Raw genomic sequence first — 21053 nt, 5'->3', positions numbered from 1 at the left:
GATGCCGGTCTGGCTCTGGATCCCCGCCGGGCTCGGCGCTCTGGTGCTGACTCTGCCGTTCGCCGCGCTCCTGATCCGGCTGGACTGGGCCGCTGTGCCCGCAGCCGTCTCCTCGCCCGAGGCGTTGCAGGCGCTGGGCCTCTCGCTGTCCACCGCCGCCCTCGCGACGGTGGTGTGCGTGCTGCTCGGCGTTCCGCTCGCCCTCGTGATCGCACGGAGCACTGGGCCACTCGCGGCGGTGCTGCGCACCCTCACCACGCTGCCCCTCGTGCTGCCGCCACTCGTCGGCGGCATCGCCCTGCTGTCGCTCCTGGGCCGGAACGGACTGCTCGGCGGGGCTCTCGGAGTGCTCGGCATCCGCATCCCGTTCACGACCGCGGCTGTCGTGATCGCTCAGGTGTTCGTGGCGTTGCCCTTCCTGGTGATCTCGGTCGAGGGCGCGCTGCGCGCGGTCGGCACGGGCCATGAGTCGGTCGCGGCGAGTCTGGGCGCGCGCCCCCTCACGGTGTTCCGCCGCGTCACGCTGCCCCTCGCCGCCCCCGGACTCGTCGCCGGCGCGGTGCTGTGCTTCGCGCGGGCGATGGGCGAGTTCGGCGCGACGGCGCTGTTCGCAGGGAACGCGCCCGGTGTCACGCGGACCATGCCGCTCGCGATCTACACCGCATTCAACGGTGCAGGCGTGCGGGAGGACACCGCGATTGCGCTGTCGCTGCTGCTGATCGTCGTGGCGGTGGCCGTGCTGCTGCTGATGCGCGGCTGGCGAGCGGATGCCGTGCGATGAGCCTCGATACTCGATCCCGACCGCGCGATGTGCGCGCTGATGCCGCCCGACGCCCCTGCACCCGACCACATCACGCACCTGGTGCGGCCCGCGGCCGCCCGCGGGCCTCGGGCACCGTGCGATGAGCCTCGACATCGACATCACCGCCCGCGCCGGGGCGTTCCGGGTCGAGGCGGCGTTCACCGTGGCCCCTGGTGAGGTCCTGGCCGTGCTCGGCCCCAATGGCGCGGGCAAGTCGACGCTGCTCGCGGCCATCGCCGGGCATCGGCCGCACGCCTCGGGCGCGATCTCGCTGAACGGCGCTCCCATCGCCGCTGCCATGCCGCCCGAGCGGCGGCGGATCGGCCTGCTCGGCCAGCGCGCGATGCTGTTCCCGCACCTCTCGGCTCTCGAGAACGTGGCCTTCGGCCCTCGCGCGCAAGGACTTCCCCCCGCCGAGGCGCGGCGGCGCGCCCTCGCTCACCTCGACGAGGTCGGGCTGAGCGACGTCTCGCGCCATCGACCGGCCGAGCTCTCAGGCGGTCAGCAGCAGCGCGTGGCTCTCGCGAGGGCTCTCGCGGCCCAACCGCTCGCGCTTCTCCTCGACGAGCCGTTCGCCTCGCTCGACGCCGAGACCGGCACGCAGGCACGGCGCCTCGTGGCGCAGCTGCGTGAGCACCTCGCGATCCCGATCGTGCTGGTCACACACGATCCGCTCGACGCCGTGATGCTCGCTGCTCGCACCGTCGTCGTCGACGAGGGGCGCATCGTGCAGCAGGGCGTGACGGCCGACGTTCTCGGTCATCCGCGGTCTCGGTTCGCGGCGGCGATCACCGGGGTGAATCTCGTCACGGGCACGGGCGACGCTGCCGGCGCCCTGATGGCGGATGGCGGACTCCGACTCCGACTCCGCGGACACGGCGACGTCCTCGTCGACGGTGAGGCGGGATCGGCGGTGTTCTCCCCGGCATCCGTGCGCGTCCTGCCCGACGGCGACCCCGTGTCCGAGAACTCCTGGCGCGGCACGGTGTCGATCATGGAAGCCGTGGCGGGCGGCATCCGCGTGTTCACCGCGGAGCATCCGCAGCTCGCCGTCGACTGTCCGTCGGGTGCTGCTGCGGCACTCGGCATCCGTCCCGGTGCGACTGTCGCCTTCCGCGTAGATCCCGCCGACGTCTCGGTGCGACGCGAAGGCTGACATCCCGGTCGGCGGTGCTACCGTTGCCACTCGAAAGGGTGGACGATGACGATCTCGACGTCTCGCGGAACCGGCGCGCAGGCTGCCGGCGCGCTTCGTCTGCCCTCCGTCGGTCTCATCGACGCGCGTGAGCGCCCGCTGCGCGACCTCCGCATCTCGGTGACTGACCGCTGCAACTTCCGCTGCGTGTACTGCATGCCGCGCTCGGTGTTCGGCCGGGACTACGCGTTCCTCGATCGCGACGAGCTGCTGAGCTTCGAGGAGATCGAGCGGATCTCGCGCATCGCCGTCGCGCACGGTGTGCGCAAGCTGCGGCTGACCGGCGGCGAGCCGCTGTTGCGTCGCGGGATCGAGGAGCTCATCTCGCGACTGGCGGCGCTGCGGACGCCCGAGGGCCGCAAGGTCGAGATCGCCCTGACGACCAACGGCTCTGCCCTCACGCTCAAGGCGCAGGCCCTGAAGGATGCGGGACTCGATCGGCTCACGGTGTCGGTCGACACGCTCGACGACGAGCTGTTCCAGCGTATGAACGACGTGCGTTTCCCCGTGTCGCGCGTGCTGGAGGGCATCGAGGCTGCGCACGAGGTCGGCATCGGTCCCATCAAGATCAACATGGTCGTCAAACGAGGGCTCAACGACCACGAGATCGAGCCCATGGCGGCCCGTTTCAAGGACACCCCGTACACGCTGCGGTTCATCGAGTACATGGACGTGGGCACCTCGAACGGCTGGGAGCTGGACGAAGTGGTGCCCGCCGCCGAGATCGTCGAACGCGTCGGCGCCCTGTTCCCGCTCGAGCCCGTGGGCGCTCGCGCGACCGGAGAGACGGCCAAGCGCTGGCAGTACGTCGACGGCTCGGGTGAGATCGGGGTCATCTCCTCGGTCACGAACACGTTCTGCGGCACCTGCAATCGCGCGCGCATCTCGACCGAGGGCAAGCTCTTCACGTGCCTCTTCGCAACCGAGGGGCACGACCTGCGCGCCCTGCTGCGCGGAGGCGTGTCGGATGCCGAGCTGTCGCAGGCGATGGCCGGCATCTGGGGAGCGCGCGACGACCGGTACTCCGAGATCCGCTCCGAGCTCACGCCCGAGCTGCGCGCGGCGCGGCCCCGCATCGAGATGAGCTACATCGGCGGCTGAGGCTGGAATCGACCGCCCTACAGCCCGACCCACTCCGAGACGCCGTCGTCGTAGTGCTGGCGTTTCCAGATGGGCACACCGCGCTTGATCTCCTCGACGAGGAGCTCGCAGGCCTCGAAGGCCTCGGCGCGGTGGCCGGCGGATGCTGCGGCGAACAGCGCCACGTCGCCGATGCGCAGATCGCCGACGCGATGGGCCGCCGCGACCCGCCGCCCCGTCTCGGCCGCGATGCGCTCGACGATCTCGCTGAGGAACCGCTCGGCGTCGGGGTGTGCCCGGTAGTCCAGCGACTCGACCGCGCGACCGCCGTCGTGATCGCGCACGACTCCGCAGAACATCACCACCGCGCCGTCGGCGTCGCCGCCCACGGCGGCCCGGACGGCTGCCTCGTCGATCGGCTCGTCGGTGATCAGCGCGAACGTCATGCGGGCACTCCTTCTCCGTGCGGGGCAGCGGTGTCGGCATCCGCTCCGTCGTCGCGACCTGACTCGACGTCGCCGCCGACCGCGACGAAGGAGCGAATGCCGCCCACGACGTAGACCGCGTCGAGGCCCTGTCCGCGCAGTGCCGTGGCGGCTCGGCGCGAGCGGGGGTCCTGCTCGCAGTACACGACGACGGGGAGCGTCGTGTCGACGTTCTCGCCCGCGTCGATCCGTCCGACCGGCAGAAGCTCCGAGCCGTGGATGCGCCGCCCGGCAGCCTCCTCCGCCTCGCGGACGTCGAGCAGCAGCATCCGCTCCCCCGCCCTTCGCCGCCTCAGCAGCTCGGCCGCCGAGATCGACAGGCCGGGATCTGCGGCCGTGCCGCACAGGCGCTCGTAGTCATCGAGGCCGGTGAGCTCCGCGCGCGTCTCGTCGACGGCGTAGGCGATCTCTCGGGTGCGGGCGGTGAGCGCATCGTAGAAGAGGACGCGTCCGAGCAGAGGCTCGCCGATTCCGGCGACCACCTTGATGACCTCGGTCGCCATGAGCGAGCCGATCGCCGTGCACAGGCTCGGCAGCACGCCACCGAGCTCGCAGGAGAGCGCCTCGTCAGCGGGGGGCGGAGCGGGGAAGAGGTCGCGGAAGGTCGGTCCGCGTCCCTTCCAGGCGATGCCGACCTGGCCGTGGAACCGGAGGATCGATCCCCACACGAGAGGCTTGCCGGCGAGCTCTGCGGCGTCGTTCGCGAGGTAGCGCGTGGCGAAGTTGTCGCTGCCGTCGACGAGCAGATCGTAGTCGGCGAGCAGCCGCGGCAGATTCTCGGCGCTGACGCGCTCGCGATGGGGGACGACGGCGATCGCGGGGTCGATCGCCGTCACCGTCTCAGCGAGCGAATCGACCTTGGCCCGACCGACATCGGCCGTTCCGTGGCTGAGCTGGCGGTGCAGGTTCGAGAGCTCGACGACGTCGTCGTCGGCGATGCCGATCGTGCCGACACCCGAGCCCGCGAGCACGGGGACGAGAGCGCTGCCGAGGCCGCCGGCTCCGATCACGAGCACGCGCGCCGCCGCCAGTCGCCGCTGCGCAGACTCGCCGAAACCCGGCAGCATGAGCTGCCTGCTGTATCGGGCGATGCGATCGGAATCCAGCGTCGGCCCCGGTTCGACGAGCCCCGTGCGGACGCGCTCTGGGTCGGCGGGCGGAGTCATGCGGAAAGTCTACGGCGCAGCATCCGTCCGGTCTCCGCTGTCCGCTGCTCCCTTCGGTTCTCTGCCGTGGCCAGAATCGCACCGCACACGCCGCTCCCGGATGCGGATCCGACCACACACCGAGCATCCGGTCTCCGTCGCCCGTCATAGGATGAGCGGCATGGCGATCGTGATGCTGAGGTACTTCGCCGCGGCCGCCGACGCCGCAGGACGCGAGGCGGAAGAGCTCGAACTCGGGGCGGAGCACACGCTCGAGGCCCTGCGAGATGCGCTGACGAGCCGATACGGAGAGCCCATGGCGCGGGTCCTCAAGAGCGGGTCGTTCCTCGTCGACGGCGTCGTGCGCCGCGACCTGACTCTCCCCGCCGGCGAGCACATCGACATCCTGCCCCCGTTCGCGGGCGGATGACCGCGATGTCCACCACCGTCGAAGAACACGCCGCGACCGTCGCCGCGCTGCTCGCACCCGCCCTCGCCGCGGTCGCCGACCCGTCCCGCGCCGAGATGGTGCCGCTCACGCCCGCCGGCCCCGCCCACGGGCGTGTGCTGGCCGCCGACGTCCGCAGCCCCCTCCCGGTGCCGCCCTTCGCGAACTCCCAGATGGACGGCTACGCGGTACGCTCCGCAGACATCGCCGCAGCGACGGGATCGCGCCCCGTGCAGCTGCCGATCGGCAGAGTCCGCGCAGCCGGAGACGCGGCCGACGCCCACGAGCCCGGTACCGCGACCCCGGTCATGACGGGCGCCGCGATCCCCGCCGGCGCGGATGCCGTCGTGCAGATCGAGGCCGCCGACCCGCCGCGCTTTCTCGGTATCGGAGCGGCGGGGGGCGACCCGAGCGCGGGTGTCGCGTTCTCGACGCCGGTGGCACCGGGAACCTTCATCCGCGAAGCCGGCAGCGACGTCACCGCAGGTCAGCTGCTGCTCACCGCCGGCACCCGCCTCGGACCCGCCCAGCTGGCCACGCTCGCGGCGGTGGGCCTCACCACCGCACGCGTGCGTCCGCGGCTGCGGGTGCTGCTGGTCTCCACCGGTCACGAGCTGCGCGCCCCCGGCGAGACGCTCGGATCGGGGCAGATCCACGATGCGAACACGGCATCGCTCGCCGCATCTCTCATCGACACCGGCGCCGAGGTCGCCTGCGCCGCAGCTCCGGACGACGCCGAGGCTCTGCTCGCCGTCATCGCAGCGCACCCTGAGGCGGACCTGCTGATCACGACCGGAGGGGTGAGCGCGGGCGCATTCGAGGTGGTCCGCGACGCGCTCGCGCCCAGAGGGGTGTCGTTCGGGCACGTCGCGATGCAGCCCGGTGGGCCTCAGGGAGCGGGGATGCTGCGCCGGGACGAAGTCGCTCCGCTGCCCGTCGTCGCCTTCCCCGGCAATCCGGTCTCAGCCCTGCTGTCGTTCGAGATGTTCCTGCGTCCACCGCTGCGCCGGGCCGCCGGCCTGCGCGATCGGCGTGAAGTGCGCTGGCTGCCGCTCGCCCACGCGATCGAGTCGCCGCAGGGCAAGCATCAGATCCGCCGCGGGATGCTGCGCGACGACGGAAGCGTCTCGGTGGGCGCACCGGGGTCGCATCTGCTGCATGACTACGCTCGGTCGACGGTGCTCGTGCACGTGCCCGCCGGTATCGCCGCGCTTCCCGCCGGTGCAGAAGTCGAAGTCTGGAGGATCGATGAGTGAGCTCTCGCATCTGCGTGCCGACGGGTCGGCGCACATGGTCGACGTCACCGAGAAGCAGGTGACCCGCCGCGAGGCATCAGCGCAGGCCGTGCTGGTGACGACGCCCGAGGTCGTGGCGATGATCGCCGACGGCTCACTGCCCAAGGGCGAGGCGCTGGGCACCGCACGGCTGGCGGGCATCATGGGCGCCAAGCAGACGTCGACGCTGATCCCGCTGTGCCATCCGCTGCCGTTGACCAAGCTCGCCGTCGACCTCGAGCCGCAGGGCGACCGCGTGCGCATCGTCGCGACGGCCGTCACGAACGGCGTCACCGGGGTCGAGATGGAGGCCTTGACCGGCGCGACTGTGGCGGCCTTGACGCTGTACGACATGATCAAGGCCGTCGACAAGCACGCAGTGATCACCGACGTGCTCGTGCTCGCGAAATCGGGCGGCAAGAGCGGCGACTGGTCACGGCCGTGACCCGCACAGCGTGCGTGCTCGTGGTCTCGACCAGGGCCGCGCACGGCGTGTACGAGGACCGCACCGGTCCGGTCATCGTCGAGTGGCTGCGCGATCGCGGGTTCGCAGTGCAGATCGATGTGGTGGCTGATGCCGGTGTCGGCGATGCTCTGTCGGCACTGCTCGCGCAGCATCCGTCCGTCCTGCTCACGACAGGCGGCACCGGTGTCTCGGCCGACGACCGCACGCCGGAGGCGACCAGGGCTCTGCTCGACATCGAGCTGCCAGGGATCGTCGAAGAGGTCCGCCGCCGAGGTGCGACGGTGACGCCGACCGCCGTCCTCAGCCGGGCGGTCGCGGGAGTGGCCGGCGGATGCGTCGTGATGAATCTCCCCGGATCCACAGGCGGTGTGCGCGACGGGCTCGCCGTGCTCGACGGTGTGCTCGAGCATCTGCTCGACCAGCTCGGTGGCGGGGACCACTGATGTGCACGGTCGTGATCGATGCGGCCGACGCGGCATCCGTCCGCCTGCTGGCCGTGCGCGATGAAGACCCGCAGCGCGAATGGGACGAGCTCGGCGCGTGGTGGCCGGATCGGCATCCCGGGGTGATCGGCATCCGCGACCGCCGAGCCGGTGGCGCCTGGCTGGCCGCGAACCCCGCCGAAGGTCGCCTCGCTGTTCTGCTGAACCGCGCCGATGTGCTCGATCTGCCCGCGGACCTGGCGCTGTCGCGCGGCTCGCTCGCCCTCGAATCGGTCATGGGCCGCTCCCCCGCAGCCCCCGAGCGGATGCACGGATTCAACCTGCTCGAGGTGCGCCCCGAGGGCTCGCGCGTGCTCAGCTGGGACGGCGCCTCGCTGCGCGAGACGCCGATCGAACCAGGCACGCACATGATCGCGCACGACGATCTCGACGACGCAGGCACGCCGCGCATCGCGTCGTGGCTGCCGGAGTTCCGCGCGCTCGGGCCGACCTCCGCGAGCACGGACTGGAGAGCGGACTGGGTGCGGATGCTGGCAGCATCCGCCGCTCTCCCGCCCGAGGACGACAGGGCCATCATCCGCGACAACAGGCCGCATGGCTACCCGACCCAATCGCTGCTGTACTGCACCGCCGACGTCTCTGCGACGGGCATCGACGTCGACTACCACGCCTTGCCGACGCCCGCCCATTGGTCGGCACCCGATGCGTGACCCATTGCTCTGATCGCGCTCCTCGGGTACGTTCCTTCGTAAAGAATCTTTCCTAAAGATTCGTCGTCCATCCACCGGAGGAACCATGCGTCAACGCCGACCCCTGCTGGCCCTGCTGGCCGCCGCCGCCCTGATACCGCTCGCCGGCCTCGTCGCCACCTCGGCTCAAGCGGCGTCTCCCGTCACTCTGCGAGATCCCATCAAGCGCGAGATCGCGCAGGAGATCATCACCTCGGCCGAGAACTCCTCGCTGAACTGGTACGACCAGTACAGCTACATCGAGCCATACCCCGACGGCCGGGGTCTGACGGGTGGGATCGTGGGCTTCACCTCGGGCACCCACGACATGCTCGTGCTCGTGCAGAACTACACGAAGAAGCACCCGGCCAACCGCCTCGCGAAGTGGATCGACGAACTCGAGCAGGTCGACGGCACCGACGAGACGGCGCCACTCGGCGAGGCGTACATGGCCGATTGGAGGGCCGAGGGCGCGGTACCCGCGTTCCAGCAGGCGCAGCGCGACGAGGTCACCGTGCAGTACTTCGATCCCGCGGTCGATCTCGCGATCGCCGATGGGCTCGGTGCGCTCGGGCAGTTCGCCTACTACGACGCGGCCGTGGTGCACGGCTTCTCCGGCTTGCAGGATGTGCGCTCCGAAGCGAAGAAGTCCGCGACGACCCCGGCGTCAGGTGGGAGCCAGACGACCTATCTCAACGCCTTCCTCGACGCTCGCGTCATCGAGATGCAGAAGGAGGAGGCGCACGAAGACGTCAGCCGCATCGAGAACGCACAGCGGGTCTGGCTCGACGCCGGCAACCTCGACCTCGACACTCCGTTGAACTGGTCGGTGTACGGCGATCCGTACTCCATCCCCACCGCCCCGACACCGCACTGGCCGGTCAGCGGCACCACACCCACGCCCACACCGACAACGACCCCGGGCACGGCGACGTTGATCTCGAAGAACAAGCCGGTCACGGCGTCGACGGTCGAGGGCACGGGCTTCGAAGCCGCGAAGGCGGTCGACGGGAACGCGACCACCCGGTGGGCGAGCGTGGAGGGCGTGGACCCGCAGTGGGTGCGCATCGACCTCGGCACCGGCTCCACCGTGAACAAAGTCGTCCTGAAATGGGAAGCCGCATACGCCTCCAAATACCGCATCGAGACCTCGAACGACGGCACCACCTGGACCACCCTCGCCACCGAAGCCGCAGGCAACGGCGGCACCGACGAGTTCACCAACCTCACCGGCACCGGCCGCTACCTCCGCATCTACGGCACCGCCCGCGGCACCGCCTACGGCTACTCCCTCTACGAAGCCGAGGTCTACACGGTGACCGGCGGAGGCACCACTCCCACCTCCACGCCGACGCCCACGCCTACACCGACGCCCACGGCGCCGACCGGGCCGACCTGGCCGGGGTCATCGCAGATCACCGTCGCCGATGGCGCGGACACCTTCGGCACGGACCTCAGCGGGCTGTCGTTCTCGGCCGACGGATCTGCCCTGTGGGCCGTGAACAACGGCTCGGGCACGCTGCACCGCCTCGTCCGCAGCGGATCGAACTGGGCAGAGGCGTCCGGATGGTCCGGCGGGCGGACGCTGCGCTACACGAACGGCTCCGGCGCTCCGGATGCCGAGGGCGTCGTCGCGGTCGGATCCGACCTGTTCGTCGCCTCGGAGCGCAACGGCTCGAGCAAGAGCACGAGCCGCCCATCGATCCTGCAGTACCGCCCGGGCGCGTCTTCAGGCTCATTGACGGCGCTGAAGGAGTGGAACCTCACATCCGACCTGCCGTCGGTCGGCGCCAACGACGGCCTCGAGTCGATCGCGTGGATCCCGGATGCCGACCTCGTCGCCAGCGGGTTCGTCGACCAGCACACCGGCTCGGCGTACTCTCCCGCGTCATACGCGAACCACGGCGACGGCCTGTTCTTCGTCGGGCTCGAGGCTGACGGAAAGGTGTACGCCTATGCACTGAACCTCAGCGGCGGGTTCACTCGGGTGGCGAGCTTCGCCTCGGGCTTCGACACCGTGATGGAGCTCGAGTACCAGCCGAGCACCCGCACGTTGTGGAGCGTGTGCGACGACAGCTGCGACGGCGCGGTGAACGCTCTGAAGGTCACCTCCGGCGCCTTCGCCGTGGCGGCGGAGTACGACCGCCCGGCGGCGATGCCGAACATCAACAACGAAGGCTTCGCGCTCGCGCCGGCGTGCGTCGGCGGTGCGCGGTACGCGATCTGGGCGGACGATTCCGACACCTCGGACCACGCTCTGCGTGCGGGGTCGATGAGCTGCAGCTGAGCGTCAGCCATAGTGCGCCCCGGTCGTCCGCGACCGGGGCGCACGTGCAGGATGCCCTTGACCGGCCCCTCGCTCTCCCGATACCCTTTCCGTAAACCAGAAGAATACTTCCGGATAACGGAAGCGACAGCTCGATGGAGAGGTGACCGACATGGCACGCAACGACCAGACGCCGATGAATCACGACGACCACGAGCAGCCGATCGTCAACATCGATCCGGACTTCTACGTCCCCGCAGGGGCCGAGCGCACGAACAGCTACCTTCGAGCCCTCCGCATCCTGTTCCCGAAAGCCGCCTGAGTCAGGCGGCTCGAGTCACGCCGCCGACTCCGCATCGCTCAGGCACGAGAACCGCGTGCGGTAGGCGGTCGGGGTCATCCCCAGCACGCGAGAGAAGTTCTGACGCAGCACGGCCGCCGACCCGAAGCCGCACTCGTCGGCGATGTGATCGAGCGGCAGGTCGGTGCGCTCCAGCATCCGCTGCGCGTGCAGAATGCGCTGGCGGGCGAACCACGCCGCGGGCGTCACGCCGTAGTCGGCCTTGAACCGGCGTGCGAAGGTGCGCGACGACATCAGTGCACGAGCCGCCATCTCGTCGACGCCGATGTCTTCGCGCAGGTTCTGCACGGCCCACTCGGCCACGGCGGAGAGCGAATCGGATGCCACGTGCGGGATCGGCCGGTCGATGAACTGCGCCTGCCCGCCATCTCGTTGCGGCGGTACGACCATGCGCCGCGCGACGCGGTTCGTGAGCTCGGCGCCGATCTCCTGTCGCAGCAGGTGCAGGCACGCGTCGATGCCCGCGGCGGTGCCGGCGCTCGTGATGATGCGACCGTCCTGCACGAACAGCACGTCGGCGTCGACCTCGATCTCGGGATACATCGCGGCCAGATGCTGCGAGTACATCCAGTGCGTGGTGGCACGACGCCCGTCGAGCACGCCCGCGGCACCCAGGATGAACGAGCCGCTGCACACGCTGATCACCCATGCCTCCCGTGCGACGGCATCTCGGGCCAGATCGAGCAGAGCGGGGTCGATCATGCCCCAGTACTCGCGCGGCACCGGGCAGAAGATCACGAGATCGGCCTCGTAGGCGAAGGAGAGGTCGTTCTCGACGTTGACCGAGAAGCCCATCTTCGAGTTCACGACGCCGGCGCGCGGAGCGACGACGCGGAAGTCGAAGTTCGGGACGCCGTCGTCGGAACGATCGAGCCCGAAGGCCTCACAGGCGACACCGAACTCGAACGGGGCGAACCCCGCCTGGATCACGCAGGCCACTGTCTTCATCGTCAATCACTCCCTCTGGGTTGCTGAGCCTGTCGAAATCATGGCGGTTTTCCTACGTCCAGTGTCACTTCTGCCACTCGTGGCGGTTCTGCATTGAACGTAGCGTTTCTGCCATGGTACTCCTCATCGCACTCATCGCGCTCCTCATCTGGGCTCTCATCGCCACTGTCGTGGAGGTGCGCCGCGACGGTTACCGTGCCGTGCCCACCGACTGGGCCCGCGTCGGCGGCCGGGAAACCGCGGCCCAGCCCGAGGTCATCCAGCGATCCCTCTGAATGACTGCCCAAGAGTGGATGCGGGGGCTACGCTCGACTGCATGAGCGAGCCCCAGCATCCACCCGTTCCGCCGTACGGTCAGCCGAGCCCGACCCCGCAGGCGGCCCCCCAGCCCCCGACCGCTCAGCCCTATTCGCCGCAGCAGCCCTACCAGCAGCCGGCCCAGCCCTACCAGCAGCAGCCGTACGCACAACCGCAGTCGCCCGCTCTCGACGGCGCCCCGCAGGGCCACCCGGGCGCGGCACCGCAGCATTTCGGACAGCAGCAGCCGGGAGGCGACTACCCCGTTCCCGGCTACCCCGGCACCGGCTACCCGGCGCGCCCCGCCGCCTCGGGCAAGGCGCTGGGACGCACCGCGCTCATCATCGCTCTGATCGCGTTCGCCGTCGGCGTGCTCGGCTCGTTCCTGTACCCGCTGCTGTACGGGGCCTTCTCGTACTCGTCCGGGTTCAGCTACGGAATCATCTCCGGCGTCACGGGCTTCCTGGTGCTGGTCGGCTCGACCGTCGCGCTGATCCTCGGCCTGATGGCCATCCGTCGTCCGGGGTCGCCCGTCCTGGCCGGCATCGCGATCGGCATTGCCGCGAGCGAGATCGCGGGCACCGTGATCTCGTGGATCTCGTCCCTGTTCTACGCCTTCGTCTGAGACCGGAGCCATCATGAGCGAACCGCAGCAGCCCTCCGCCCAGCCGTATCCTCCCGCGTCGCCCTACGGCTCTCCTCAGGGAACCCCGCAGTACGGCATGCCCTCTCAGGGAGCCCCGCAGTACGGTGCTCCGCCGCAGGGCGGCCCTCAGTACGGCGCCCCCGCCGCCCCCGGCAATCCGCTCGGACGCACCGCGTTCCTCGTCGCAGTCGTGACAGGCGCCATCGGCATCCTGTTCTCGGTGATCACGCCGTTCCTGTATTCGAGCGGCAACTACGACGTCGCCGATTCCCTGGGCACCGTGATCGGCATCCTGGTGCTGATCGGCGGCATCGCCGCCGGCGTGCTCAGCATCCTGGCCCTGCGCCGTCCTGCTCCGCACCTGCTCGCGGCCATCGCCCTCGGCATCGCCGGCTCTGTCGTCGTCGGCCGGGTCATCACCTGGATGGCCTCGCTGCTGTACTACCTGTTCTGATCGTCGCCGAGGGCCGGCGCGCCCGGCCTCGATGTAGGGTCGGCTCATGACTCCCCTCGACAGCCTTCTGGCGTTCGTGGTCACGTCGATCGTGATCATCGTGATTCCCGGGCCGAGCGTGCTCTTCGTCATCGGTCGTTCGCTGTCACTCGGCCGTCGCGCCGGAGCGCTGAGCGTCGTGGGCAACGCCCTCGGCACCGTCCCCGCCGTCGTGGCCGTCGCATTCGGCGTCGGCGCCATCGTGGCGTCCTCCGTCGTCGCGTTCACGATCATCAAGATCGTCGGCGCCGCCTACCTCGTGTGGCTCGGCGTCCAGGCGATCCGCCACCGTCACGACCATCGCGCGGACGTCGCCCGCGAGCCGGCTTCCGCCTGGCGGCTCCTGCGTCAGGGCTTCATCGTGGGCGCCACGAACCCGAAGACCATCGCGTTCTTCGTCGCCGTGCTGCCCCAGTTCGTCTCTGCATCCGGCGGCCCGGTCTGGGCGCAGCTGCTGCTGCTCGGGCTGGTCTTCCAGACGATCGCGTTGGTCTGCGACAGCGTGTGGGTGCTCGCCGCAGGCACGGCCCGCACCTGGTTCGCACGCTCGCCCCGGCGGATGTCGACGCTGTCGGGCACTGGTGGAGTGATGATGATCGGACTCGGAGGCACGCTGGCGCTCACCGGCGCGAAGAGCTGACGACGCAGGCCGGACGGATCAGTGCGATCCCGCGAGCACGCGCTCGTAGAGATCGATCATGGCGGCTGTCCGCGAGGACTGCCGGAAGGCCTCGGCCGTGGCCTCGAGAGGAACCGGGGCGGTTCCGGACGAGATGTCGGATGCCGCCTGCCGCAGAGTCTGCGCGAGTGCGGCGATCCGCTGCGCCTCCGGCGCATCGGAATCCGGCACCGCCCACAGGCCGCCGCCGAGCTCCGCAGCGATGTCGGGATCGCTGATCACCGACGGCGTGCCCAGAGTCGCCGCCTCGAACGGCGTCATCCCCTGCGTCTCGAAGCCGATCGACGTCTGCACGAGAGCGTCGGCCGCTGCGATCCTGGAGAGCGTCTCGGCGTAGGTCAGCTTGCCGGCGAAGCGCACGTTCGGCAGTCCGGCGACGATCTTCTCGGCGGCAGGACGCTGCGCTCCGCCGCCGATGATCTCGAGCTCGGCGTCGACTCCGGAGGCGACGAACGCCTCGAGGAACGGCAGCAGTCGCTTCTCGGGGCTCATCCGCCCGAGCCAGACGAAGCGCGGCCGTCCCGGCATCCGCTCCTCGGGCGCGGCGGCGAGCGTCGCAGCCCGCACGTCATCGTCGATGCCGTTCCAGACCACATCGACGCGCCCGAACACCCCGTGCTGCTCGAGCCGTCGCGCGAAGTGCGTCGAGGGCGCGGTGACAGCGGATGCACCGGCCGCGAGCCCGCGCAGGAACGCCCACCCGTCAGACCCGGCGCCCGTGCCCGGCAGCGCGCGACGACGCCACAGGTTGAGAACCGCCAGGACGGGCCCGGCGAGCGGCGTGACGGCACGGATGCCCACGTCGACGCGGTTGTGCATGGTGTGCACGACGGGGATCCCGTGACGGCGGGCGAATCGGTGACCGATGAACCCGCCCCAGAAATCAGCCTGCACATGCACGAGATCGACAGGAGGCCTGCGCGTCATGGCCCGATCGAGGAAGCGGTCGGTGCCGCGGCCCGGCCAGCTCATCGAGTACTCGCGGTCGGCGGTGATCGGCATCGAAGGGAGGTCGACGTTCGCCGGATCGTACGCGCCCGAGCGAGGTCCGTGCATCTTCGGCGCCACGACGGTGACGGTGTGCCCGGCGCGCTCCAGGAACTCGCGCTGCAGCCGCATCGACACCTGCGCCCCGCCGAGGGAGTCGAGGTGCTGATCGCCGAAGAAGACGATGTGCATCGTCACTCGGGCAGAGGCTCGTCGCGGTACAGCGCCTCGAAGGTGTCGAGAGTGCGGGTGATGTCGTGGATGATGACGCCGTCGAGAGAGGCGCGCTGCATCCGCTCGTACTCCTCCGGCGTCGCGGTCAGCACGTCGGTGAGGCGCGCGGCCAGTTCGTCGACGTTGCCCGGCTCGAAGAGGTAGCCGTTCTCGCCGTCGTGCACGAGATGAGGCAGCGCGACGGCGTCGGCGGCCACGATCGGCAGTGCTGAGGCCATGGCCTCCATGGTCGCGATCGACTGCAGCTCGGCGATCGAGGCGATCGCGAACACCGACGCCCGGGAGAGCAGCGCCCGCAGTTCCTCGTCGGTCGTGCGACCGTGGAACGTGACGCGGTCGGCCAGGCCCAGCTTGACCGTGAGGTTCTCGAGGTTCTTGCGCTGATCGCCGCCGCCGACGATGTCGAAGGTGGTCTCGAGCGCGGGGTCGAGCTTCGTGATCGCGTGCAGGATGACCTCGACCTGCTTCTCTGCGGTGAGGCGGCCGACGAAGACGATGCGGTTCTTCTCGCGCGGACCGATGACGGGGGTGTACTGCGAGCGGTCGATGCCGCAGCTGATCGGGATCACTCCGCTGACTCCGACGGTCTTCTCGAGGAAATCGGCGGCGCGGCGCGTGGGCGTGGTGACGGCGCGCATCATGTCGAAGGTGCGCTTCGCGTCGGACCAGGCGAACTTCTCGACCTTGCGATCGACGAAGTCGGGGAAGATCGAGTGATCGAGGATGTTCTCGGCCATGACGTGGTTGGTGGCGATCACCGGGATGCCGCGCTCACGTGCGATGTGGGCGAGGCCACGGCCGATCACGATGTGCGACTGGATGTGCACGACGTCGGGCTGCACCCGGTCGAGCACGATGCGCGCGTAGTGCTTGGACCGCCACGGCCAGACGAAGCGGATCCAGTCGTGGGCCAGCCAGCGTACCGACGGCAGACGGTGCAGAGTCATCGGCTCGCCCTCGACGACCTCGGTGCGCGGCTGCGCCCGGCGATAGGCCTGGTTGGGAGCGGCGACGTGGATGTCGTGTCCGCGCTGAACCAGACCGGCGGCGAGGCGCTCGGCGAACCGGGCGGCGCCGTTGATGTCGGGGGCGAACGTGTCGCAGCCGATCAGGATGCGCAGCGGACGATGGTCGGTCGAGTCGGATGCGGGAGAAGACATGCTGCCTTTGGAGGTTTCGACGGCCACGGAGCGCCCGGTCGGGCGGTGGCCACTCTACCCGAGGGCTCTGGCCGAGCCGCCCAGGCGTACCGGCATCCGCCCAGGCTCAGCTCTCGGGAGCGCGTTGTGCAGTCGCGCTCGCCATTCTGATGTGCTGCTCGATCGCCGCATACAGCTCGTCTCCGATGAGGCGACCGACGAAGAGCAGCGTCGTCTTCGCGGGCATCGACCGCACCGTCACGACGTTCTGCGTGCGCCTCAGATCGAAGAGCCGGCTCCACAGGAACCTCGTCGCACCGCCCGGGCCCGTCAGCTCGAGAGCGTCCGGAGTGATCGTCAGGGTCTGCGCGGTGCCGATCGTGAGGCTGCGCTTCACTGTGCGGCTCACCGCCGTCACGACTACCGTCGACGAGATGACGGCGATCGCCATGACGGCGGCGGAGAAGCCGATGACGTCGCCTGGCAGGATGCCGGCCGCCCCCAGCATGAGACCGATCACGCCGATCAGAGCGAGCACTCCGAGGACGACGAACAGCTTCCACGACGCGCGGAGCAGGGCTGCGCGCGCGACGCGCTGATCGACCGCGCTGAAGACGATCGAGGAGCTGAGCACGCCCGTCGCGGAGGCCTCCCCCAAGATGTCGGCGCGATCTTCGGCGACGGCAGGTCGTCCGACCAGCTCGATGGCTCTCGCGAATGCCGCATCGTCGATGAGCCGCCCGGGTATCCCCAGCCGTGCGTTGGATGGTGCGACGGTGACGTAAAGGCCGCCGCCGACACGCTTCAGATTCGACAGCTGTCCCCACCGGATGCGGTCGGCCCCTCCCGCACCGTCGATGTCGAAGGTGCCCTCGGTGATCGCCAGGCTCATCTCGGACCCGAGCGGCAGCTGCTTTCGGGTCACCACGGCCTGTATCCAGATCAGGACCGCCGCCCCCACGAGCGCGCTGACCCCGGCGGCGACGACGGACAGCGCGGCCACCCCGCCGAGCAGGATGAAGACGGTGCGCGACTGGGCGAGATGCCCGCGGAGGACGACTCGCTGATCGTCACGATCGATCGTGATCGTCCGCCGCTCGAACGCGTCCATTCGCTGCCCTCCTGCAGTAAGCATGTCGCACGTCACCCTAGCCCGGTGCTCGACGGAGGTTCGCACACCGGCATCCGCCCAGGCTCAGCCTCTAGCGTGGTCCTATGAGACTGACAGCATCCGCCGATCCCGCTCTCTGGATCCCCGTGACGGACTCGCTCGGCTTCAGGGGGCGCCGGCACCGCAAGGCCGCGATCCGGATGCTGCTCGGCCAGGCCAATCAGGCGCTCGGCCGCACGGAGCGCCCCGGCTCGAAACTCGGCGCGTGGGCCATGAGCCAAGCGGCCCCTCTGCTCATGAAGCGCGCCGACGGTCGTGTGCTGGTGTGGACGTGGAAGGCGGAGCCCGAGCTCGTCGTCGCGATGGTCACGGCGCAGGTGCTCACCCCCGACGTGCGGGTCGCGCGCGCGTCGATGCCGATGGACTACGACGACACCGAGTCGTTCCAGAGCCGCTGGCTCGGCAGGGGCGAGAAGCTCGTCGCGCCTGCACTGTCGGGGACGCCGTTCACGACCTACACGTGGGACACGGGGACGCACCTTGTGACCCTCACCGCCGTGTGCGGAGATCGCGAGCGCTTCGGCACCCTCGGCAGTGCACTCGACGACCTCGCGCGCAGCATCCGCATCGCCGACGATCTGACCGGTGGCGAGTCCCCTGAGGTGCTGCGGCTGCCGCCGGCCTGATCCGGCCTGCGCCTCGCGCGAATGAAGCCGCGGCTCAGCGATTCGCCGGTTCGGGGGCAGCTCTGCTCGGCTGCGAGTGACGCGGGGTGCGCCATCGCCGAGCCGCATCCCACCAGGCCGGCCCGCGGATCTGCGGGATTCCATCGGACATGCGGATCTCCCAGCCGGAGTACTCCAACGATCGATGGTGGTACCAGCACAGGGGCACGCCGTTGTCGGTGTGCGTCGGGCCGCCGCGGGCGTGCTCGGTCACGTGATGGATCTCGCACCAGCTCGCTGCGACGTGGCAGCCGGGAATCAGGCACTCGCGATCGCGAGCCACGATCGCACGCCGCTGATGCACGGCGAATACCCGATCGGTGACGCTGATGCCGACGATCCTGCCCTCGTCGAACAGCACCCGCTGGATAGCTCCGGTGCACGCCGTGTGCAGCGCGACAGATGCTGAGACGGGACCGTCGATACCGGGTATGCGCGCCCAGCCGGCCGCTCCGGCCGCCACTTCTTTCGCGTCGACGTGCACCACGAGCGTGGGGGCGGCGCCGCCGAGCGACGGCATGTCTTCATGCCGAGCCGCGATCCCCAGCGCGGCGGCGAGAGCATCGTGCCGCTTCTGCGCAGGGCTGCGCGGATCGATCACGTTCCGCGGGTCGGAGTTGAAGGGATCTTCGTCATCGGGCGTCGAGTCTGTGAACGCGACCCCCGGCGTTGCTGGACCGCTGCCCTTCGGGTTGAGCTGCGCGTCGATGATCTGCTGCAGCTGCGCCTTCGCCTCGGGGAGCAGATTGCCGCGTACCGGGAATACACCCTCGCGCTCACGGCCGATCGTGAGAAAGCGCGAATTCATCGCGTTGCGATCGTTCGGCTCGGCCCCGTCGGGATCGAGGATCATCGCGATCTCCGAGCCGAACAGCCGCAGATCCTCAGGCGTCGCCGGAGGGGCGACATCTCCGGCAGCCGCACCGTCGACCGAGCTCGCGCCGCGCGCGAAATCGGCGAGCATGACGTCGGCGTGCAGCCGGTCGGTCGTGCCGATCCGCGTGCCGGCGCGCTCGATCGAAGCCGTCGCGGCGAGCAGCCCGCTGACTCCGACTGCTCCGTCGAGCAGCGCCGCCCGCAGAGCCGGCCACCGGGCAGGCAGGGGCGCTCCCGTGATCAGTTCGGTCTCGCTGGTCACCAGCCGCGCAGCCTTCACCAGGAGCGCTGCCCCGCGAGCATCCGTCCGCAGCACTCGCTGCAGGACTTCGTTCATGTTCCGGCAGCCGAGCCTCTGTGCGAAATCCACCGGATCGGCCGTGGCGACCGTCTCGACGACGACCGCCTCCAGACGCCGCAGCGCCTCTCCGGCGACCCTCAGAACGTCCATGCGCTCGGCATCCGACAGCGCCGCCAGAGAATCTGCACCCAGCACGCGATCGACGTCGGCGACGACCTGATCGAGCGTGGCGACAGGGCTGTTCATACCTCTATTCAACAGGGGGCCACCGACATTCAGAGGCGGGTTTCAGGCTGATCAGAGTAGGTATCTGCGGAAAGCACAAATTTGTGCATCATGGTAATAGTGAAGTACGGTAACTATTATGCAACCGTTGCTCCTTGACCGTCTTCTCCAGATCGCCGATCTGTTCCAGAAAGACATGGCCCGTGCTTTCGACGGCACCGGACTCACCCCCGCGCGCGTGCATCTGCTCTGGGCGCTGCAGCACGCCGGCCCCTCTACGCAACAGGCGCTCGCTCGCCTCTGCGGCGTCTCGCCGCGCAACATCACGGGTCTGGTCGACGCCCTCGAGGCATCAGGTCACGTGCGACGCTCCCCTCATCCCTCCGATCGGCGGGCCGTGCTCGTCGAACTCACCGGCACTGCGACCGAGACCATGACGCAGATGCAGCAGGAGCACGCCGACCTCGATGCCACGCTCATCGCCGCGGTCGCGCCAGAGGATCGCGCGGCGGTCGAGCGCGGAATCACGGCGATCGCCCTGCATCTCGAGACGCTGGTGGCGGATGCCGCGGCGAGCGAGCCCGCAAAGGGAGCACCATGACATCCACCGCCGCCCTTCCGACCCGAGGCGCCCGCATCTTCGACGCCGCGCGCAGAGCGCTGCACGCGGAGCTCCGCGTCTACTCGAGCATCGGTCGCGCGATCACTCGTCGCCCCGCGATTCCACCTGGCGGCACCGGCCTCGGCTACCACCGGCCAGTACTGACCGTGCTGTTCATCTTCATCGGCCTGTCGGCCGTCGAGATACCGATCATCGATCTCATCGTGCACCGCTGGCCGCCCGTGCGGATCACCATGCTCGTCATCGGCATCTGGGGAGTCACCTGGATGCTCGGCATGCTCTGCGCGATGCTCATGCGCCCCCACACGGTCGGCCCCGACGGCATCCGCGTGCGCAGCGGCTTGGAGATCGACGTCGCCGTCTCCTGGAACGACATCGCGTCGATCGCCGTGTCGCGCCGGGTCGACGAACCGAAGCAGCCGCGAGTGTCGGACGGTGAGTACTCCGAGCGGATGCAGAACGAGACGAACATCCTCATCGAGCTCGAGCGCCCCACCCGCATCCGCCTACCCGGCCTGGCCCCGAAGGGCGGCGAGCATGTCGTCGACAGCATCCGGCTGTGGACGGACGAGCCGCGCTCGTTCATCGCCGCCGCCCGCCCGTTCCTGACGGCGGCGGCGTGACCGTCATTCCAGCCCGCGGGCGGCGAGCCATTCCTTCGCGACCCGGGCAGGCGCCCTCAGCAGCCAGGCGTCGGCGATGATCTCTACCAAGCGCTCGCTTTCGATCGCGTCGAGCCGCACGAGCAGCCCCGGGTAGCCGTCGAAGTGCGGAATGCTGAACAGCCACTCGGGCTCCGCGGCGAGCAAGGCTTCCTTCTCCTCGACCGAGCCGACCCGCACACCGAGCACCGGGCCCTCCGGCCATGCACGTCCGAGGGACTCGAGTTGACGCAGGTCAGCACCCGTCGGGCCGCGCATCCAGGCGATCTGACCGCTCTTCAGCCGCCAGGCCGGCTCCCCCGTGTGTCCGCCTGTGCGCTCCTCGACCCCCGGCAGCGCCAGCGCGATCTCCCGGACGTCATCGATCGTGGCCATGCCGCCATCGTCCCGCGCAGCGACCGTCGACGCAACGGCC

At 69.7% G+C, this 21053-nt stretch carries 25 protein-coding genes; 17 read left to right on the top strand and 8 right to left on the bottom strand.

Annotation, left to right across the window (positions count from 1 at the left end; all coding sequences use genetic code 11):
- The first annotated feature begins 1 nt into the window (after position 1).
- The 3 genes from ACI3KT_RS13655 (at position 2) to moaA (ending at position 3098) form a co-directional block, all read left to right on the top strand.
- Positions 2 to 781 (top strand): ABC transporter permease, encoded by a 780-nt coding sequence (locus ACI3KT_RS13655; RefSeq protein ID WP_404904829.1) that lies wholly within the window; start codon positions 2 to 4, stop codon positions 779 to 781.
- 121 nt (positions 782 to 902) lie between these two features.
- On the top strand, positions 903 to 1958 hold the full coding sequence (locus tag ACI3KT_RS13650; protein WP_404904827.1) for a sulfate/molybdate ABC transporter ATP-binding protein: 1056 nt from the start codon (positions 903 to 905) through the stop codon (positions 1956 to 1958).
- Positions 1959 to 2003: 45 nt separating this feature from the next.
- A complete protein-coding gene (gene moaA, locus ACI3KT_RS13645; RefSeq protein ID WP_292904910.1) occupies positions 2004 to 3098 on the top strand; it encodes a GTP 3',8-cyclase MoaA in 1095 nt (364 codons plus the stop codon).
- Between the two features lie 17 nt (positions 3099 to 3115).
- Here moaA and ACI3KT_RS13640 read toward each other — a convergent pair whose 3' ends face one another.
- Both ACI3KT_RS13640 and ACI3KT_RS13635 read right to left on the bottom strand, forming a co-directional pair.
- Positions 3116 to 3523, bottom strand: a complete 408-nt coding sequence (locus ACI3KT_RS13640) for a molybdenum cofactor biosynthesis protein MoaE (RefSeq protein ID WP_404904825.1) — start codon at positions 3521 to 3523, stop codon at positions 3116 to 3118.
- Positions 3520 to 4728 (bottom strand): ThiF family adenylyltransferase, encoded by a 1209-nt coding sequence (locus tag ACI3KT_RS13635; protein WP_404904822.1) that lies wholly within the window; start codon positions 4726 to 4728, stop codon positions 3520 to 3522. The genes ACI3KT_RS13640 and ACI3KT_RS13635 overlap by 4 nt, the downstream gene beginning before the upstream one ends.
- 160 nt (positions 4729 to 4888) lie before the next feature.
- Between ACI3KT_RS13635 and ACI3KT_RS13630 the strand changes: the two genes are divergently transcribed.
- The 7 genes from ACI3KT_RS13630 (at position 4889) to ACI3KT_RS13600 (ending at position 10654) form a co-directional block, all read left to right on the top strand.
- A complete protein-coding gene (locus ACI3KT_RS13630) occupies positions 4889 to 5137 on the top strand; it encodes a MoaD/ThiS family protein (protein ID WP_292904904.1) in 249 nt (82 codons plus the stop codon).
- Positions 5138 to 5142: 5 nt separating this feature from the next.
- Complete coding sequence (gene glp / locus ACI3KT_RS13625) at positions 5143 to 6411, top strand: gephyrin-like molybdotransferase Glp (RefSeq protein WP_404904820.1); 1269 nt, start codon at positions 5143 to 5145, stop codon at positions 6409 to 6411.
- Positions 6404 to 6874, top strand: a complete 471-nt coding sequence (gene moaC / locus ACI3KT_RS13620) for a cyclic pyranopterin monophosphate synthase MoaC (RefSeq protein ID WP_292904901.1) — start codon at positions 6404 to 6406, stop codon at positions 6872 to 6874. Before glp ends, moaC begins: the two co-directional genes overlap by 8 nt.
- The gene (locus ACI3KT_RS13615; RefSeq protein ID WP_404904818.1) at positions 6871 to 7338 is read left to right on the top strand and encodes a molybdenum cofactor biosynthesis protein B; all 468 of its coding nucleotides are present in this window, start codon (positions 6871 to 6873) and stop codon (positions 7336 to 7338) included. The genes moaC and ACI3KT_RS13615 overlap by 4 nt, the downstream gene beginning before the upstream one ends.
- Entirely contained in the window at positions 7338 to 8048 is a 711-nt protein-coding gene (locus ACI3KT_RS13610) for an NRDE family protein (RefSeq protein ID WP_404904816.1), read from the top strand. The genes ACI3KT_RS13615 and ACI3KT_RS13610 overlap by 1 nt, the downstream gene beginning before the upstream one ends.
- 85 nt (positions 8049 to 8133) lie before the next feature.
- Positions 8134 to 10353: a chitosanase gene (locus ACI3KT_RS13605; protein ID WP_404904815.1), complete on the top strand. Its 2220-nt coding sequence runs from the start codon at positions 8134 to 8136 to the stop codon at positions 10351 to 10353.
- A 151-nt stretch (positions 10354 to 10504) separates the two neighbouring features.
- On the top strand, positions 10505 to 10654 hold the full coding sequence (locus tag ACI3KT_RS13600) for a hypothetical protein (protein ID WP_404904813.1): 150 nt from the start codon (positions 10505 to 10507) through the stop codon (positions 10652 to 10654).
- A gap of 15 nt (positions 10655 to 10669) precedes the next feature.
- Here ACI3KT_RS13600 and ACI3KT_RS13595 read toward each other — a convergent pair whose 3' ends face one another.
- Entirely contained in the window at positions 10670 to 11641 is a 972-nt protein-coding gene (locus ACI3KT_RS13595; protein ID WP_404904811.1) for a GlxA family transcriptional regulator, read from the bottom strand.
- Between the two features lie 113 nt (positions 11642 to 11754).
- On the opposite strand from ACI3KT_RS13595, the gene ACI3KT_RS13590 reads away from it, so the two are divergent.
- From ACI3KT_RS13590 to ACI3KT_RS13575, 4 genes are read left to right on the top strand one after another with little or no spacing between them, the layout of a single operon-like run.
- Positions 11755 to 11916 (top strand): hypothetical protein, encoded by a 162-nt coding sequence (locus tag ACI3KT_RS13590; RefSeq protein WP_292904889.1) that lies wholly within the window; start codon positions 11755 to 11757, stop codon positions 11914 to 11916.
- A gap of 41 nt (positions 11917 to 11957) precedes the next feature.
- A complete protein-coding gene (locus tag ACI3KT_RS13585; protein ID WP_307292521.1) occupies positions 11958 to 12563 on the top strand; it encodes a hypothetical protein in 606 nt (201 codons plus the stop codon).
- 13 nt (positions 12564 to 12576) lie between these two features.
- Positions 12577 to 13038: a hypothetical protein gene (locus ACI3KT_RS13580; RefSeq protein WP_292904885.1), complete on the top strand. Its 462-nt coding sequence runs from the start codon at positions 12577 to 12579 to the stop codon at positions 13036 to 13038.
- 46 nt (positions 13039 to 13084) lie between these two features.
- Complete coding sequence (locus ACI3KT_RS13575) at positions 13085 to 13717, top strand: LysE family translocator (protein WP_404904808.1); 633 nt, start codon at positions 13085 to 13087, stop codon at positions 13715 to 13717.
- An 18-nt stretch (positions 13718 to 13735) separates the two neighbouring features.
- On the opposite strand, the gene ACI3KT_RS13570 is transcribed toward ACI3KT_RS13575, so the two are convergent.
- The 3 genes from ACI3KT_RS13570 to ACI3KT_RS13560 form a co-directional block, all read right to left on the bottom strand.
- Positions 13736 to 14935: a glycosyltransferase gene (locus tag ACI3KT_RS13570; protein ID WP_404904929.1), complete on the bottom strand. Its 1200-nt coding sequence runs from the start codon at positions 14933 to 14935 to the stop codon at positions 13736 to 13738.
- Positions 14936 to 14937: 2 nt separating this feature from the next.
- Positions 14938 to 16137, bottom strand: coding sequence for a glycosyltransferase (locus ACI3KT_RS13565; protein ID WP_307292526.1), 1200 nt, complete (start codon positions 16135 to 16137; stop codon positions 14938 to 14940).
- Positions 16138 to 16243: 106 nt separating this feature from the next.
- Positions 16244 to 17227, bottom strand: a complete 984-nt coding sequence (locus ACI3KT_RS13560; RefSeq protein WP_404904805.1) for a hypothetical protein — start codon at positions 17225 to 17227, stop codon at positions 16244 to 16246.
- A gap of 104 nt (positions 17228 to 17331) precedes the next feature.
- Between ACI3KT_RS13560 and ACI3KT_RS13555 the strand changes: the two genes are divergently transcribed.
- The gene (locus tag ACI3KT_RS13555; protein WP_404904803.1) at positions 17332 to 17913 is read left to right on the top strand and encodes a hypothetical protein; all 582 of its coding nucleotides are present in this window, start codon (positions 17332 to 17334) and stop codon (positions 17911 to 17913) included.
- Positions 17914 to 17947: 34 nt separating this feature from the next.
- Here ACI3KT_RS13555 and ACI3KT_RS13550 read toward each other — a convergent pair whose 3' ends face one another.
- Positions 17948 to 19375, bottom strand: a complete 1428-nt coding sequence (locus tag ACI3KT_RS13550) for a DUF222 domain-containing protein (RefSeq protein WP_404904801.1) — start codon at positions 19373 to 19375, stop codon at positions 17948 to 17950.
- Between the two features lie 118 nt (positions 19376 to 19493).
- Here ACI3KT_RS13550 and ACI3KT_RS13545 point away from each other — a divergent pair, with 118 nt between their 5' ends.
- Both ACI3KT_RS13545 and ACI3KT_RS13540 read left to right on the top strand, forming a co-directional pair.
- Positions 19494 to 19955: a MarR family winged helix-turn-helix transcriptional regulator gene (locus ACI3KT_RS13545; RefSeq protein ID WP_307292531.1), complete on the top strand. Its 462-nt coding sequence runs from the start codon at positions 19494 to 19496 to the stop codon at positions 19953 to 19955.
- A complete protein-coding gene (locus tag ACI3KT_RS13540) occupies positions 19952 to 20599 on the top strand; it encodes a hypothetical protein (protein WP_404904798.1) in 648 nt (215 codons plus the stop codon). Before ACI3KT_RS13545 ends, ACI3KT_RS13540 begins: the two co-directional genes overlap by 4 nt.
- Positions 20600 to 20602: 3 nt before the next feature.
- On the opposite strand, the gene ACI3KT_RS13535 is transcribed toward ACI3KT_RS13540, so the two are convergent.
- Positions 20603 to 21013, bottom strand: a complete 411-nt coding sequence (locus ACI3KT_RS13535) for an MmcQ/YjbR family DNA-binding protein (RefSeq protein ID WP_292904869.1) — start codon at positions 21011 to 21013, stop codon at positions 20603 to 20605.
- Between the last annotated feature and the right edge of the window lie 40 nt (positions 21014 to 21053).

Origin of the sequence: Microbacterium sp. ZW T6_19, from assembly GCF_044987465.1 — a bacterium.
Lineage (GTDB): Bacteria > Actinomycetota > Actinomycetes > Actinomycetales > Microbacteriaceae > Microbacterium > Microbacterium natoriense_A.
The sequence above is the reverse complement of the archived record's forward strand: the minus strand, read 5'-3'. Positions and strand labels throughout refer to the sequence as shown.